Annotated in this window: 16 protein-coding genes; 7 read left to right on the top strand and 9 right to left on the bottom strand. The window is 62.3% G+C overall.

Annotation, left to right across the window (positions count from 1 at the left end; translation table 11 throughout):
• Window positions 1-48 precede the first annotated feature (48 nt).
• The gene (gene dcd, locus RYH70_RS12925; protein ID WP_014995252.1) at window positions 49-618 is read left to right on the top strand and encodes a dCTP deaminase; all 570 of its coding nucleotides are present in this window, start codon (window positions 49-51) and stop codon (window positions 616-618) included.
• Between the two features lie 64 nt (window positions 619-682).
• Here the strand turns inward: dcd and RYH70_RS12920 are convergent, their stop codons facing one another.
• Genes RYH70_RS12920 through purM form a run of 4 tightly spaced genes read right to left on the bottom strand, consistent with a single transcriptional unit; the run spans window position 683 to window position 3,762 of the window.
• Window positions 683-1,384 (bottom strand): DUF3108 domain-containing protein, encoded by a 702-nt coding sequence (locus tag RYH70_RS12920; RefSeq protein WP_022996482.1) that lies wholly within the window; start codon window positions 1,382-1,384, stop codon window positions 683-685.
• Window positions 1,381-2,121: a DUF3108 domain-containing protein gene (locus tag RYH70_RS12915; protein ID WP_022996483.1), complete on the bottom strand. Its 741-nt coding sequence runs from the start codon at window positions 2,119-2,121 to the stop codon at window positions 1,381-1,383. Before RYH70_RS12915 ends, RYH70_RS12920 begins: the two co-directional genes overlap by 4 nt.
• Window positions 2,066-2,722, bottom strand: coding sequence for a phosphoribosylglycinamide formyltransferase (gene purN / locus RYH70_RS12910; protein WP_317009238.1), 657 nt, complete (start codon window positions 2,720-2,722; stop codon window positions 2,066-2,068). Before purN ends, RYH70_RS12915 begins: the two co-directional genes overlap by 56 nt.
• Window positions 2,719-3,762, bottom strand: coding sequence for a phosphoribosylformylglycinamidine cyclo-ligase (gene purM / locus RYH70_RS12905; RefSeq protein WP_063140753.1), 1,044 nt, complete (start codon window positions 3,760-3,762; stop codon window positions 2,719-2,721). The genes purN and purM overlap by 4 nt, the downstream gene beginning before the upstream one ends.
• Before the next feature lie 100 nt (window positions 3,763-3,862).
• On the opposite strand from purM, the gene RYH70_RS12900 reads away from it, so the two are divergent.
• From RYH70_RS12900 to sthA, 3 genes are all read left to right on the top strand, one after another.
• Window positions 3,863-4,996: a DUF2066 domain-containing protein gene (locus RYH70_RS12900; RefSeq protein WP_317009237.1), complete on the top strand. Its 1,134-nt coding sequence runs from the start codon at window positions 3,863-3,865 to the stop codon at window positions 4,994-4,996.
• Window positions 4,993-5,682 (top strand): DnaA regulatory inactivator Hda, encoded by a 690-nt coding sequence (hda, locus tag RYH70_RS12895; protein ID WP_022996487.1) that lies wholly within the window; start codon window positions 4,993-4,995, stop codon window positions 5,680-5,682. The genes RYH70_RS12900 and hda overlap by 4 nt, the downstream gene beginning before the upstream one ends.
• A 97-nt stretch (window positions 5,683-5,779) precedes the next feature.
• On the top strand, window positions 5,780-7,180 hold the full coding sequence (gene sthA, locus RYH70_RS12890; protein WP_022996488.1) for a Si-specific NAD(P)(+) transhydrogenase: 1,401 nt from the start codon (window positions 5,780-5,782) through the stop codon (window positions 7,178-7,180).
• A gap of 297 nt (window positions 7,181-7,477) precedes the next feature.
• Here the strand turns inward: sthA and smrA are convergent, their stop codons facing one another.
• From smrA to RYH70_RS12865, 5 genes are all read right to left on the bottom strand, one after another.
• A complete protein-coding gene (gene smrA, locus RYH70_RS12885) occupies window positions 7,478-8,086 on the bottom strand; it encodes a DNA endonuclease SmrA (protein ID WP_022996489.1) in 609 nt (202 codons plus the stop codon).
• 164 nt (window positions 8,087-8,250) lie between these two features.
• The gene (locus RYH70_RS12880; RefSeq protein ID WP_155854813.1) at window positions 8,251-8,418 is read right to left on the bottom strand and encodes a hypothetical protein; all 168 of its coding nucleotides are present in this window, start codon (window positions 8,416-8,418) and stop codon (window positions 8,251-8,253) included.
• 130 nt (window positions 8,419-8,548) lie between these two features.
• Window positions 8,549-9,328, bottom strand: coding sequence for a glutathione S-transferase N-terminal domain-containing protein (locus RYH70_RS12875; protein ID WP_035450928.1), 780 nt, complete (start codon window positions 9,326-9,328; stop codon window positions 8,549-8,551).
• Between the two features lie 111 nt (window positions 9,329-9,439).
• Entirely contained in the window at window positions 9,440-10,075 is a 636-nt protein-coding gene (locus RYH70_RS12870) for a superoxide dismutase (RefSeq protein ID WP_284456098.1), read from the bottom strand.
• Window positions 10,065-10,529: a hypothetical protein gene (locus RYH70_RS12865; RefSeq protein ID WP_317009236.1), complete on the bottom strand. Its 465-nt coding sequence runs from the start codon at window positions 10,527-10,529 to the stop codon at window positions 10,065-10,067. Before RYH70_RS12865 ends, RYH70_RS12870 begins: the two co-directional genes overlap by 11 nt.
• Before the next feature lie 182 nt (window positions 10,530-10,711).
• Between RYH70_RS12865 and RYH70_RS12860 the strand changes: the two genes are divergently transcribed.
• The 3 genes from RYH70_RS12860 (at window position 10,712) to bfr (ending at window position 14,821) form a co-directional block, all read left to right on the top strand.
• The gene (locus tag RYH70_RS12860) at window positions 10,712-11,923 is read left to right on the top strand and encodes an acetyl-CoA C-acetyltransferase (protein WP_022996494.1); all 1,212 of its coding nucleotides are present in this window, start codon (window positions 10,712-10,714) and stop codon (window positions 11,921-11,923) included.
• Window positions 11,924-11,945: 22 nt separating this feature from the next.
• Window positions 11,946-14,126: a 3-hydroxyacyl-CoA dehydrogenase NAD-binding domain-containing protein gene (locus RYH70_RS12855; protein WP_317009235.1), complete on the top strand. Its 2,181-nt coding sequence runs from the start codon at window positions 11,946-11,948 to the stop codon at window positions 14,124-14,126.
• 227 nt (window positions 14,127-14,353) lie between these two features.
• Window positions 14,354-14,821, top strand: coding sequence for a bacterioferritin (gene bfr, locus RYH70_RS12850; protein ID WP_022996496.1), 468 nt, complete (start codon window positions 14,354-14,356; stop codon window positions 14,819-14,821).
• Window positions 14,822-14,859: the final 38 nt, after the last annotated feature.

Genomic DNA, 14,859 nt, shown 5'->3' with positions numbered 1-14,859 from the left:
CCTTCTGTACCATTGGCCGATTCACCCCATCACTGGACAAGGCTTGTCATGAGTATTAAATCCGATCGCTGGATCTCCCGCATGGCCCGCGAGCAGGGCATGATCGAACCGTTCGAGGCCGAGCAGGTGCGCGTCGACGGCGAGGGCAACAAGCTGATTTCCTATGGCGTGTCCAGTTATGGTTATGACGTGCGCTGCGCCGACGAATTCAAGGTCTTCACCAACATCCATTCGGCCACGGTGGACCCGAAGCACTTCGACGAGAAGAGCTTCGTCGATATCAAGGGCGATTCCTGCATTATTCCGCCCAACTCCTTCGCGCTGGCGCGGACTGTGGAGTATTTCCGCATTCCCCGTAACGTGCTGACCATCTGCCTGGGCAAATCCACCTATGCCCGTTGCGGCATCATCGTCAACGTCACGCCGCTGGAACCGGAATGGGAAGGGCACGTGACCCTGGAGTTTTCCAACACCACCACGCTGCCGGCGAAAATCTACGCCAATGAAGGGGTGGCGCAGATGCTGTTCCTGGAATCCGACGAGGAGTGCGCGGTGTCCTACATGGACCGCGGCGGCAAGTACCAGGGCCAGCGCGGCGTGACGCTGCCGAAGGCCTGATGTTTGAAGTTCACCCTTTCCCCTCAAGGGAGAGGGTGAAAAAACGGTCAAATCCGGCGGAGCCTCAATTCCCGTAGTCGATCATGATCAGCTCGCCGCGCAGTAGCGTGCTTTCAATATGGCGGGCTTTCACCACCATGTAGTCCTTGGCCGGTGCCACCCAGAACAGGGTGCGGCGTTTCTCCTTGCGGTCGCCTTTGCGGCGCTTCTCCACGATCAGCGTGTCCAGTTCCCCCATGGGGGTGTCCAGGGTTTCCCGGTCAATGACGATGAAATGATGCTGGCGGATACGATCGCCGTAGACGCTGGTGGCGGTGTATTCCTTGTCGCCGGTGGCGAACACGCAACGGGCCCGCAGTAACATGGTCAGCTCGTCCAGGGCATCGGCGGGGATATCGAAACTCTCCTTGCCCTCCTTACTGTCGCTGTTGACCGCTCTGGGCGGTGACCAGGAAAAATCGGTGTGGTGATAGCGGTGCTTGCCGAATCCCTGGAACTCATGCACGTAACGTTCGGTGCGCGGTTCACAGTCGTTCCATTCGAACCAGCTCTCCTCTGTATTGGTGAGCATGAAGGAGTCCGCTTCGAACAGCATGCGGTAACGATCTTCTCCCGGCGCGGGTTCCAGCACCAGGGTCGCCTTGATGGGCGTCGGAATCTTGTTGACGTGGATGCGGTATTCGGCGGCGAACGGTGCCAGCGGCTCGGCCAGAGCAGCACCGCCAGGTAATGCCAGAGCCAGTGCCAGGAGCGCGGCACGCATCATGGTAGCGCTCCCTGCAGGGTCATCACGTGGCGGCCGTCCTCGTTTTCCTGCACCAGTTGCACCAGCGTATAGCCGTATTCCGGTGCGAACCACAGCCAGGTCTGCCGGGGGCTGTTGCCGCTGCGGTCGCGGCGTACCTTGACCGTGGTGACAGGCTTGCCGTCGAGGCTCAGGGTTTCCTCGCCCTCGACCAGATAATGCTGGCTTTCCAGTTCCCGCTCATCGGCCACATGCAAGGTCAGATCCCGTTCGCCCCGGGCCAGCCGGCACTGCAGGGCCAGGGTCAGGGAAATTTTGTCAGTGACCGCCGCCGCCGGCACCGGGTATTGGCGATCCGCCTTGCCACTGCGCTTGGCGGTGGCGGTGGCGCCGCCGGCCGGGATACGGACTTCGGCTTCCTTGAGCTGGCCGAGTCCCTTGCGCCGGTAACCGTAGAAACGGCTCACCGGCGTGCACCCGTTCCAGACGAAACGGGAGGTCTCGCGAATTTCGCCGAGCACATTGCTGGCCACCACGTCCATCTGCCATTGTCCGTCGCCGAGGGCTTTCAGCGTCCGGTTGGCGGTGACCGCGAAGGGAATGCCCTGGGCCTTGAGCCGGTATTGCAGCTGGAACGGAGTGATTGGTGGTTCGGCGGCGATGGCCGGGACCGTCGCCAGGGTCAGCAGCGCCAGCAGGGCGCTAGTGAGAAGCCTCCGGCGCCCATTGCCGGCCTTGTGGGGGTAGGATTTCGCCATCCAGTGCCACTCCCTGTGTGGTCAGACGCAGACGACCGGCGGCCCGCCATTGCAGGACCTCCGGATAAAGTCCGTGCTCGTATTCCTGTACCCGTTTGGACAGGGTTTCCGGGGTATCGTTCGCCAGTATCGGTAAGCGCGCCTGAGCAATCAACGGGCCGCCATCCAGTTCCTCGGTGACGAAGTGGATCGAACAGCCGTGTTCACGATCGCCGGCTTCCAGCGCCCGGGCATGGGTGTGGAGCCCGCGGTGCAGTGGCAGCAGCGAAGGGTGGATGTTGATCAGCCGGCCGTCATAGTGCCGCACGAAGTCACTGGAAAGGATGCGCATGAAACCGGCGAGCGCCACGGTATCGGCGCCATGGGCATCCAGCTCGCGGATCATGGCGTGATCGAACGCGGGCCGGTCCGGGTAATCGCGATGATCGATCACCGCCGTGTCCACGCCAGCCTGGCGCGCCCGCTGCAGGCCGCCGGCATCGGCCCGGTTACTCAGCACCAGAGTAACGCGGGCCTCCAGGGAACCGGCGTCGATGGCGTCCAGAATGGCTTGCAGGTTGGTGCCGGAACCGCTGATCAGCACCGCCAGACGGTGGGTCACGGAGTGAGCCCCTCCATCACCACTTCCGGAGCGCCGTCGTGGGAACGGATGTCACCGATCAGAATCGGCTGTTCGCCGGCGGCTTCCAGCTCGGCCACCGCCTGATCCACGTGGTCGGCGGGCACCACCACCACCATGCCGATGCCGCAGTTGAAGGTGCGGTACATCTCCATTTCCGGCACTTGCCCTTGTTCCCGCAGCCACTGGAATACCGGCGGCCAGGTCCAGGTATTGGTGTCCACCACCGCGCGCGTGCCGTCCGGCAGCACCCGCGGCAGGTTTTCCGGCAGCCCGCCGCCGGTGATGTGCGCCAGAGCGTGCACCGGCACGGACTTGATCAGGGCCAGCAGGCTCTTCACGTAAATGCGGGTGGGTTCCAGCAGATGCTCGATCACCGGCTTGCCGTCCAGATCGGCGTTGGTGTCACCCTGTTCGAGAATGCGGCGTACCAGGGAGTAGCCATTGGAGTGAGGGCCGGAGCTGGCCAGACCGATCAGCTTGTCGCCGGCCTGGACGCGGCTGCCGTCGATGACGCCGTCGCGCTCCACCACGCCGACGCAAAAGCCGGCCAGGTCATAATCCTCGCCCTGGTACATGCCGGGCATTTCCGCGGTTTCGCCGCCCACCAGGGCGCAACCGGCCTGCACGCAGCCTTCGCCGATGCCTTCCACCACCCGGGCGGCGGTGTCCACATCGAGCTTGCCGGTGGCGTAGTAGTCAAGAAACATCAGCGGTTCGGCGCCGCCCACCACCAGATCATTCACGCACATCGCCACCAGGTCGATGCCGACGCTGTCATGGCGGTCGTGATCCATGGCCAGACGCAATTTGGTGCCGACGCCGTCGGTGCCGGCCACCAGCACCGGGTTCCGATACCCTTCCGGCAGAGCGCAAAGAGCGCCGAAGCCTCCCAGACCGCCCATCACTTCGGGCCGGCCGGTGCGCTTGGCCACCGGTTTGATTCGTTTTACCAGCTCATTGCCGGCATCGATGTCCACGCCGGCGTCGCGGTAGGTCAGCGGCCGTTTCTGTTCGCTCATGGGGCACTCCAGATGGTGAAGGCGCGTATTCTAGCAATCGCGGACCAGGAGTGGAAACGGGCCGACGGACGGTTCGCCAGCAGCGTTCGGATAGGGGATAATGGCGCGCCCAATCGAGGCCCGCTGGACCGAACTGATGACCCGATTACTGTGCTGCGTACTGTTATTGCTGGCCCTGGCGCCGGGCGCGGGGGCCGATACCCTGGGGCAGGTGTCGCTGCCCGTGAACGATGGGCCCGGTGGTGAGGCGCCCGGCGACGAGGCGCTCCGTGACGGACTGGAAAGACTGACCCGGCGCCTGACCGGCCGGGCCGAGGTGGCCGACCTGCCCGGCGTGGCCGGGGCTCTGGCCACACCGGATCGCTGGTTGCAGGCTTACCGCTATCAGCAGGAGGGCGATGCCACCCGGCTGGAACTGGAATTCGACGGCGCCGCCCTGCGCCGTTACCTGGCCAACCAGGGCGCGCCGGTGTGGCGGGGGGAGCCGCCCACGGTGCTGGTGTGGATGGTGGCGGGCAGCGGGCGTGGCAACGTGGTCAGCGCCGGTGATGATCTGGCCGATGCGATGACGGACGTGGCGGCGCAACGCGGCGTGACGCTGCGCTTCCCGGCTTGGGACGAACAGGACCGCGAAGGGCTCTCGGTGGCGGATATTCGTGGCCGTTTCGATGAGCCGGTGCTGGCGGCGTCGCGCCGTTACGGCAGTGATTGGGTAGCCACCGCGGTGCTGTACGACGGCCGCCAGGAGACTCTCAACTGGCGTTTGATGGAAGGCCGCGAAACGGTGACGCAGGATCGTGACAGTGGTGAACGCGGGGCCTTGCTCTCCGGCATGGTGACGGCGGTGGCCGATACCCTCAATGAGCGCTATGGCGATGAGATCCGCACCGCCGACGGCCAGCAAAAGGATCCGCCGACCGCGTTGCCCACCACGTCCGTTGGCACTGGGCCGGCGGTGGCCGGTGGCCCGGCGCCGTCCGCCACCGGGCCGGACAGTTTCGACGACATGACGTTGCTGGCGGTACGCGGTGTCAGCTCCCTGCGTGACCTGACCGCTTTGCGTCAGGCGCTGTCCCAGGCACCCGGCGTGGCGTCGGTGGAGGTTCGTTCCCTCGACGGCGATCAGGTGTTGATTCAATTGAGCCCCGCGGGGCTGGCGCCGGCCCGCGATGTGGCCGGCCTCAGCGAATGCGGGGAAAGTCAGGGGCGTGCCCTGTATTGCTGGCAACCATGACCAACCAGTTACCGCTGGCCCTGCAATTGCGCGAAGGGCATGACCTGGACAATTTTCACGCCGGTGATAACGGCCTCGCCCTGGCCTCGGTGAAAGCCGCGGCTCAGGGTGAGGAACATCAGGTATTGCTGTGGGGCGGCGAGGGCCAGGGCAAGAGCCATCTGTTGGAAGGCGCGGTGCGCCACGCTCAGGCGCTGGGCCGTTCCGCCTGTCTGCTGCCGGCCAAGGAGTTGTTGCCGCTGGTGCCCGATGTCTTTGACGGCATGGAACAATTCACTCTGCTGGCGCTGGACGACGTTGACCGTTTCGCCGGCCAGCCGCGCTGGGAAGAAGCCCTGTTCCACCTGTATAACCGCGTCATGGCCGGTGGCGGCGTGCTGCTGTTTACCGCTTCCGCTTCACCGGCGGCCACGCCCTGGCAACTGCCGGATCTGGCCACGCGGCTGGCGGCGGGACCGGTGATCCGGCTGCAACCTTTGGATGAACAGGCGCTGACGGAATTGGTGGTGCGGCGCGCCGGCGAGCGTGGTCTGCGAATCAACGGTGAAGCCGCCCGTTATCTGGCCATGCGCAGCGAGCGCTCACCTGCGGCGCTGCTGGAGCGGCTGGCCACGCTGGATCACATGGCGCTGGCCCGTCAGCGTGCGCTGACCATCCCTTTCATCAAGGATGTTTTTGATTGGTGACCCCGGCGGGGATCCGCCTTTTTTCCTATACTAGCGAAACAGCACCGAACACCCTCGCGTGATCTCGTGATCACCACCAAGTCGATAAGGAGACGCTATGGATATCAGTTCCGGTTGGGATCTAGTCATCATCGGCAGTGGACCGGCGGGGGAGGCGGCGGCGATGCAAGCGGCCAAGGGCGGACTGCGTGTTGCCATGATCGAGAGCCAGAACCGGGTTGGCGGTAACTGCACGCATTGGGGCACGATCCCCTCCAAGGCGCTGCGCCACCAGGTGCGTCAGGTGATCCGCTCGCAACGCAATCCGTTGCTGCGTGGTCTGATCAATCCGCGTCAGGTGCAGTGGCAGGACCTGATCCGCCGCAGCGGGGAAGTGATCGACTCCCAGGTGCAAGTGCGCACCGACTTCTATATTCGTAACCGGGTACGTTTATTTTCCGGGCTCGGTTATATCCAGGGGCCGGGCGAAGTGCGCGTGGACGATCCGGTTGGCCGTCAGTGGCTGTTGCGTACCCGCAATATTCTCATCGCCACCGGCTCGCGGCCTTATCATCCGGCGGACGTGGACTTCGACCATCCGCGCATATACGACTCCGACACCATCCTCAACATGGCGCATACACCCCGCAACATCATCGTCTATGGCGCTGGCGTGATCGGCTGCGAGTATGGCTGCATGTTCACCGGCCTGGGCATGCGCGTGGACCTGGTCAATAACCGGCAGCATCTGCTGGATTTCCTCGACACGGAAATTTCCGATGCGCTCAGCTACCACCTGCGGGATCAGGGGGCCACGATCCGTCACAGCGAGGAATACTCGCGGATCATCGCTGACGACGACGGCGTTACTCTGGAATTGCAGTCCGGTAAACGGCTGCGCGCGGATGCGCTGCTATGGTGTAACGGCCGCTCCGGCAACACCCAGGATCTGGGTATCGAGAATCTGGGGCTGGAAGCCAACAGCCGGGGGCAGTTGAGTGTGGATGAGCGCTACTGCACGGCGGCGGAGAACGTTTACGCGGTGGGTGATGTAGTCGGCTGGCCGTCCCTGGCCAGCGCCTCCTACGACCAGGGACGGTTCTGTGCCGAGGGTATCGTCACCGGCGGCCCGGTGAAGCAGGTGGAAAATGTGCCCACCGGTATTTACACCATCCCCGGTATCAGTTCGGTGGGGCAGACCGAGCAGGAACTGACGGAATCGAAGGTGCCCTACGAAGTGGGGCAGGCGTTCTTCAAGAATCTGGCCCGGGCGCAGATCACCGGTGAGCGGGTCGGCATGCTGAAAATTCTGTTCCACCGCGAGACCCTGGCGGTGTTGGGGATTCACTGTTTCGGTTACCAGGCGATGGAAATCGTGCATGTGGGGCAGGCGGTGATGCGCCAGCCGGCGCCGAACAACACCTTGCATTATTTCGTCGACACCACCTTCAACTATCCCACCATGGCCGAAGCCTACCGGGTGGCGGCGATCAACGGTTTGAACCGGGTAAGGCGGTGAAAAAAGCCGGAGGATTTTGGGGGGCTCATGGCGGTTTAGGCGGAACTGGCATTGCCCTCCATCGTGGACAGCGGAGCCGCTAAGCGCGGGAGTCGTGCCGACCGCTGGTATCTCACAATCGTTGTCCCGTTAAACCCCAAGCCTGTTGCGGGCTTTGGAGAGGTAAATTCGGAGGCCACTACGAAGCCGCTGTGGGAGCTTGCCTGCAAGCGAGTGGGCTTCCGGGCCCCAAGATTCGCTTGCAGGCAAGCTCCCACAGCGGCTTCGTAGCTCTTTCTGTGCCAGCGGTCGACCCGCCTACCTCTGCGCGCGGCTGCGCTCGTAGAAAAACTCCCGGTTTTTCTGTCGCGCGTCGCTGCTTTTCTTCAACAGCGCCAGGGTGACGCCGGCGCCGCCCTGATTCTGCGGCGCGCTATGGAAGGCCAGCACTTCCGGATACTCGGCCAGCCAGTGCAGCACGTAGCTTTTCAGCAGGCCGGGGCGTTCGCTGTGCTGGCCCTTGCCATGGCTGATTTGCACGGTGCGTAACCCCTGCGCCTGAGCCTCCTGGAGAAAGCGGAATACCTGCTCGCGGGCATCGAGCAAACGAACCCGGTGCAGGTCCAGATGGGCCTGAGTTTCGTACTTGCCCAACCGTAGTTTCCGGAACACCCCTTCCTGCACGCCGTTTTTCTTCTGCCCGACGATGTCGTGGGGGCCGGCTTCCCGAACAAACTCCGGCAAGGTTAGCGGATTGCCGTCCCGGGCGGCCCGGGCGGTGGCGGCGGCGCGGCGTTGCTGCTGGGCCAGGCTGGGGGGCTGAGGGCGGCTGAGACGCACGCGGCCATCGTCCTTGAGCGGTGCCACACCGGTCATTTCTTTGCGAAATAAGTCGTCGCGAAACAGATCGTCGTCATGGTCGTTCATGGCACCCTCCGGACACGGAACTTTATGGGGATAGTACACAAAGTAGGGGGCCGTGGCAGTGGCTGGATGGTCGTCGGCGATGGAGGCGCGTAGGGCGGAATTCGGGGAAAAGCACCACAGGGGGTATGCGAGCATACCCCTTGAGGACCGGGAGAAAAGGTCGATCAGTGCGAGGGACGCGGTGATCGGGGGCGACCGGGGGCTTCCAGAGCCTCGTCATCGGTTTGATGGCGATGCTTCTTGGCGTCCCGCTTGCGACGTTCCTTCGCTACCCGACTATGCTCTTCTTGCCATTCTTTGGCGTCGTAGTCATCAAAGTGGCGACGACTCATGTTCTGTACTCTCAAAAAAGATCCGTAATACAAACACTCGTAGTAACAGGCGCGGCAAAGCCGCAACACCTATATATCACTGAACCCGGCGGCGGAGAAGAGGCGCAACGCAATATTCATACGACCCTGTTCATACTGCCCGGGGCGCGGTATCGGGTTCCTGGTAGGCGTAATCCAGGTATTCCAGGATCGAAGCCGATTCATAACGCTCCTCGCCGGTGTTCGGATCCACCAGATACGGGATCGCCACCATGTCGGTGATGGTGATCAGACGCCGCCGGTTGCGCTGGCTGGGCCGGTAATTCAGGTTCAGGCGGTCGCGTACCGCCGGCAGCACCCAGTCCATCCACTGGTCCCGGCCGCACTGCCGGATCAGATACGGCAGTTGCATCTCACACAGCCGTTCCCGCACCAGGCGCGCGAACGGGCTGGCCTCGAAGGAGTACAACTCCAGCGGCCGTTCCGCCAAGCCCGCCGGGCGGGCGCGCAGTCCACGGCGGCCTCGGGGCACCGATGCGGTGAACGACGACACGAGTCGCAAGCGGGAGGCCAGCCCGCGCCCGGGCGGCAGGCGGTCGCCGTATTCCCGGTGCAGGTAATCGATAATGTCCTCGGACTCATAGAGCGCCGCGCCGGTGTTTGGATCCATCAGGAACGGGAAGCGGGTTTGTCCGCCGAGATTTTCCACCAGAGGCCGGTAACGGTTGCCGCCTTTGGGACAAGGGAAAATCAGTACGTCCAGATCCAGCTCGGTGAGCGTTTCACGCACCAGCCGGCAATAGGGACAGGCTTCGATGTCGTACAATTCCAAAGGCTCTTCCGGCTGCTTGTCACGCGGGCGGGTGGCAATGCCCCGGCCATTTTGCGCGGCGCTGGAAGCCAGTGAGCGGACGATATCCAGATATGACATAAGGCTCCTCCTTGTTCCGCTCTACCTTGGCCATGACGCCACGGCGGAACAATGGCCCTGGCGCCGGTAGGATCATGAACAGGCTAAGGGGCGCCAGGAGCGATGCCGCCATCAGGCCGATTGTTGCCGCGGTGCCTGGGTCAGCGCTTCTTCGTACAGCCGGTCCACGTAGGGCCAGTTGACCACTTTCCACCAGGCGTCGATGTAGTCCGGGCGCTTGTTCATGTAGGTGAGATAGTAGGCATGCTCCCACACATCACAACCCAGAATCGGCGCACCGCGCACCTCGGCGGTGTCCATCAGCGGGTTGTCCTGATTACCGGTGGCGCTGATCGCCAGGTCCCCCTCCCTGGTAACCAAAAGCCAGGCAAAACCGGAGCCGAACTGATTGATGCCGGCGTTGGCGAAAGCCGTTTTGAACTCGTCGAAGGAACCGTACTTGACCAGCAGAGCGTCTGCCAGCGCGCCCACCGGATCGCCGCCGCCATCCGGTGACATCACATTCCAGTACAGGGTGTGGTTGTAATAGCCGCCGCCGTTGTTGCGCACCGCCGGCGGGTGTTGGGAAACGCGGGCGAAAATGGTCTCCATTGGTTGTTGTTCCAGATCGCTGCCGCGAATGGCGGCAACGAACTTGTCGTAATAGGTGCGATGGTGGCGGGTGTGGTGCACGCGCATGGTGGTCTCGTCGATCACCGGCTCCAAGGCGTCGTAGGCGTATGGTAAGTCCGGAAACTCATGAATCATGGTAACTACCTTCTAACGTTAAAAGACGTGTGGCGTCCTCCAGTGCCCGCTGCTGATGTGGATCGAGCGGTCCGGCGCCGGATTGATGCAAAGCCAGCAACCGTATTCTCAACCGGCCAAACTCGCCCAGCGCGCAGCCGCCGATACCCCGTGACAACGCTCCGTTCATCCACAGGGCCAGATGCAGACAGCCTTCCAGCAGGACATCCCGGATCAACTCCGGCCGTTCGCGCCGGGCGTGGGTGTCCGCGAGGTTCTGAATGGCGATGGAATACAGAATCAGGGCGTGGGTGTCGGCGGGGCGCCGGCATTGGAGGGCGGTTGCCAGGACGCTGATGGCCTGGCGGTAGCGGTCCTGAGCTTCGGCGTAGCGTTGCGTGGCGAAGGCTTCGTTACCTAGCCGGAGCAGGGCTTTGCTGTCCATTCCATAAATAGTAATGCGAATTACTATCATTTAAAAGCATGAAGAAAAGCAAAATGCTGTCTTTTTCGCTCAGCATCCGTGATCGCTCCCGTCATTGTGGCCGTTCCGGCCCTCGGGCACTCTGTTCGCCTCAATATCTGTTCACCTCAATAATTATCGTTACCCCGGAACGCCGAGCCTGCTCAGGCCGCGAGGGCGAGAGGAACGCTTACATGACCGAAGCCTATATTTACGATGCCATCCGCACCCCCCGTGGGCGCGGCAAGAAGGATGGCTCCCTGCATACCGTCAAACCTCTGGATCTGGTGGTGGGGCTGATCGATGAATTGCGCGATCGCTTCCCCAACATGGACGTCAACCGCATCGACGATGTGTTGCTCGGCGTGGTCTCGCCGGTGGGGGACCAGGGCGCCTGTATCGCCAAAACCGCGGCCCTGGCCGCTGGTCTGCCGGAAACGGTGGCGGGCTATCAACTGAACCGGTTCTGTGCGTCCGGCCTGGAAGCGGTTAATACGGCGGCCCAGAAAGTGGCGTCCGGTTGGGATGATCTGATTCTGGCCGGCGGTGTTGAAGCCATGAGCCGGGTGCCGATGGGCTCCGACGGCGGCGCCTGGGCCATGGATCCGATCACCAACTACGAAACCGGCTTCGTGCCTCAGGGTATCGGCGCCGATCTGATCGCCACCATCGAAGGCTTTTCCCGTCGCGATGTGGACGAATTCGCCGCCGAATCCCAGGCCCGTGCCGCCAATGCCTGGGAAAAAGGCTATTTCCAGCGCTCCGTGGTGCCGGTGAAGGACCGCAATGGTCTGGTGGTGCTGGACCGGGACGAGCATGTGCGCGCGGGCACTACCGCCGATGTGCTTGGCAACTTGAATCCGTCGTTTGCCGTCATGGGCGAAATGGGCGGCTTCGACGCCGTGGCGCTGCAGAAATACCACTGGGTGGAGAAGATCGATCACGTGCACACCGGTGGCAACTCCTCCGGCATTGTCGATGGCGCTTCGCTGGTGGCCATCGGTAACGCCCAGGTGGGCAAGGATTTCGGCATGACGCCGAGAGGGCGGGTGGTGGCCACCGCCATTAGCGGCGCTGATCCCACCATCATGCTCACTGGCCCGGCGCCGGCCTGCCGCAAGGTACTGAAGAAAGCCGGCATGACCATCGATCAGATCGACCTGGTGGAAATCAACGAGGCCTTCGCCTCCGTGGCCATGCGTTTCATGAAGGACATGGGCCTGAGTCACGACAAAGTGAACGTCAACGGCGGTGCCATCGCCATGGGCCATCCGCTGGGGGCCACCGGTGCCATGATCATGGGCACCGTGCTGGATGAGCTGGAACGCCGTGACCAGAAGTACGGACTGTGCACCCTCTGCGTGGGCGGTGGCATGGGGATCGCCACCATCATCGAGCGCCTGTGAGCCGGACGGAGAGAAAAGAATCATGAATGAGCAAACCTCTAACGACAAAGAAAGCACCATCCGCTGGGAACAGGGCGCGGACAATATCGTCACCCTGGTCCTGGATGATCCCAAGCAATCCGCCAATACCATGAACGAGCGCTATATGCGTTCCATGGCCGCCACCGTCGAGCGGCTGGAAAAAGAAAAGGACAACATCACCGGGGTGATCATTACCTCGGCGAAGAGCACCTTCTTTGCCGGCGGCGATCTGAACGATCTGATCCAGGTAACGCCGGAGCGGGCGGCGGAATTTTCCGCCGGTGTGGAAACCGCCAAGGCACAGCTGCGCACCCTGGAAACGCTGGGGATTCCGGTGGTGGCCGCGTTGAACGGCACCGCCCTGGGCGGTGGTCTGGAAATCGCCCTGGCCTGTCATCGCCGTATCGCACTGAACAATCCGAAGGCGGTATTCGGGCTGCCGGAAGTCACTCTTGGGCTGCTGCCCGGCGGCGGCGGTGTGGTACGCACCGTGCGCATGCTGGGGATTCAGAACGCCCTGATGCAGGTTCTGCTGCAAGGCCAGCGCCACAAGGTGGACAAGGCCAAGGCACTGGGGCTGATCGACGAAGTCGTGGATACCCCGGAAGCGATGCTGGAACAGGCCCGTGCCTGGATCAAAGCCAATCCCAAAGCCAAACAACCCTGGGACGAGAAGGGCTACAAGATTCCCGGCGGGGCGCCGAACAACCCCGGTTTCGCGCAGAACCTGCCGGCGTTCCCCGCTAATCTGCGCAAGCAGCTCAAAGGCGCCAATTATCCGGCACCACGCAATATTCTGGCGGCGGCGGTGGAAGGCGCCCAGGTGGACTTCGACAACGCCATCAAGATCGAGGGCCGTTACTTCGTTGAGCTGGCTTGCGGTCAGGTGGCGAAGAACATGACCACCGCCTTTTTCTTCAATCTGCAGGCCATCAACGCCGGCGCCAGCCGTCCCAAGGATGTGCCGAAATACACAGCGCGGAAAGTGGCGGTGCTGGGTGCCGGCATGATGGGCGCGGGGATCGCCTACGTTACCGCCCGTTCCGGTGCCGAGGTGGTGCTCAAGGATGTCTCATTGGAGAACGCGGAGAAAGGCAAGGCGTACTCCGAGAAGCTGTTGGACAAGGCGGTAGCCAAGGGCAAGATGAGCAAGGAAAAGAAAGAAGAAATCCTTTCCCGTATTACGCCCTCCGCTGACGTTAAAGATCTGCAAGACGTGGACTTCGTTATCGAAGCGGTGTTTGAAAACACCGAACTGAAGCACAAGGTGTTCCAGGAAATCGAGGACGTGGTCAACGCGGACGCGGTACTGGGCTCCAACACTTCGACGCTGCCGATCACAGGCCTGGCGGAAGGGGTGAAGAAACAGGACAACTTTATCGGCATCCATTTCTTCAGCCCGGTGGACAAAATGCCGCTGGTGGAAATCATCCGTGGCGAGAACACCAGCGACGAAGTGCTGGCCAAGGTGTTCGACTACACGCTGCAAATCAACAAGACCCCGATCGTGGTCAACGATTCCCGTGGCTTCTTCACCAGCCGGGTGATCGGCACCTTCATCAACGAGGCCATCGCCATGGTCGGCGAAGGGCAGAACGCCAACTCCATCGAGCAGGCCGCCACCCAGGCAGGCTATCCGGTGGGCGCGCTCAAGCTGATCGATGAGATCAACATGAAACTGTCCCTGAAGATCGCCGGTGAGTACAAGCAGGCGGCGCAGGCGCAGGGTGACAGTCCCCAGGCTCATCCCGCGCTGGCGGTGATGGAGAAAATGGTCAACCAACTGGAGCGCCCCGGCAAGCTGGACGGCAAAGGGTTTTACGACTATCCGGAAAATGGCAAGGCGCATCTCTGGGCTGGTCTGAAGGAGCAGTTCCCGGCCCTAGAAGCGATTCCGTTCAAGGATATGCAGGAGCGGATGTTGTTCGCCGAAGCCCTGGAAACGGTCAAGTGCTTCCAGGAAGGGGTGATCGAGTCTGTTGGCGACACCAACATTGGTTCCATCTTCGGCATCGGTTTCCCGGCCTGGTCCGGCGGTGTGGTGCAGTATATGAACCAGTACGAGGGTGGCCTGCGCGGCTTCGTGGCCCGTGCCGAGGAACTGGCCGACCGCTACGGGGAGCGTTTCAATCCGCCGCCGCTGCTGGTGGAAAAAGCGGAGAAAGGTGAGATCTTCAAATAGCCCGCTTTTGCGTGAGACACCAAAGCCCGGGTCGTTTGATCCGGGCTTTTTGCGTTATGGGGGCGGCGGTGCGCTCGATAACCATTCTGGTTGCGATTCGTTTCTCTGCTACCTGTAATCTAACTCTTTGAATTAAATGAAAAAATCTTCGGCGGGGCTGGCGCGCCGCAACAGGGCGCGTCATACTGTGCGCGTATTCCGGCTAGCTGTAATTCGAGGAGTTTTCCATGAAAGGCCACCCTGATGTGATCAAGTGTTTGCAGGAGCTGCTGCGCGGTGAGCTGGCCGCCCGCGATCAGTATTTTCTGCATTCACGCCAGTACGAGGATCAGGGGTATGGCCGTCTCTATGAGCGCATCAACCACGAGATGCAGGAAGAGACCGAACACGCGGATGCCATTCTGCGGCGGCTGTTGTTCCTGGAAGGCGTACCGGATATGACGCCCCACGCCATGTCTCCGGGCCGTACCGTCATGGAGATGCTGGAGGCGGATCTGCGTCTCGAATACAAAGTGCGGGAGGATCTGGCCAAAGCCATGGCATTGTGCGAGTCGGTGGGGGATTACGTGACCCGCGAAATGCTGCGCCAGCAATTGCAGGACACGGAAGAGGATCACACCCACTGGCTGGAGCAACAGCTCCGTTTGATCAAGCACATCGGCGAGGAAAACTACCGCCAATCGCAGATGTCCTGATCCGGCGTCATCGGATCGCCGGGCGGTGCCACGGCGAT

The sequence above is a fragment of the Alloalcanivorax xenomutans genome (assembly GCF_032810065.1).
GTDB lineage: Bacteria > Pseudomonadota > Gammaproteobacteria > Pseudomonadales > Alcanivoracaceae > Alloalcanivorax > Alloalcanivorax xenomutans.
The sequence above is the reverse complement of the archived record's forward strand: the minus strand, read 5'-3'. Positions and strand labels throughout refer to the sequence as shown.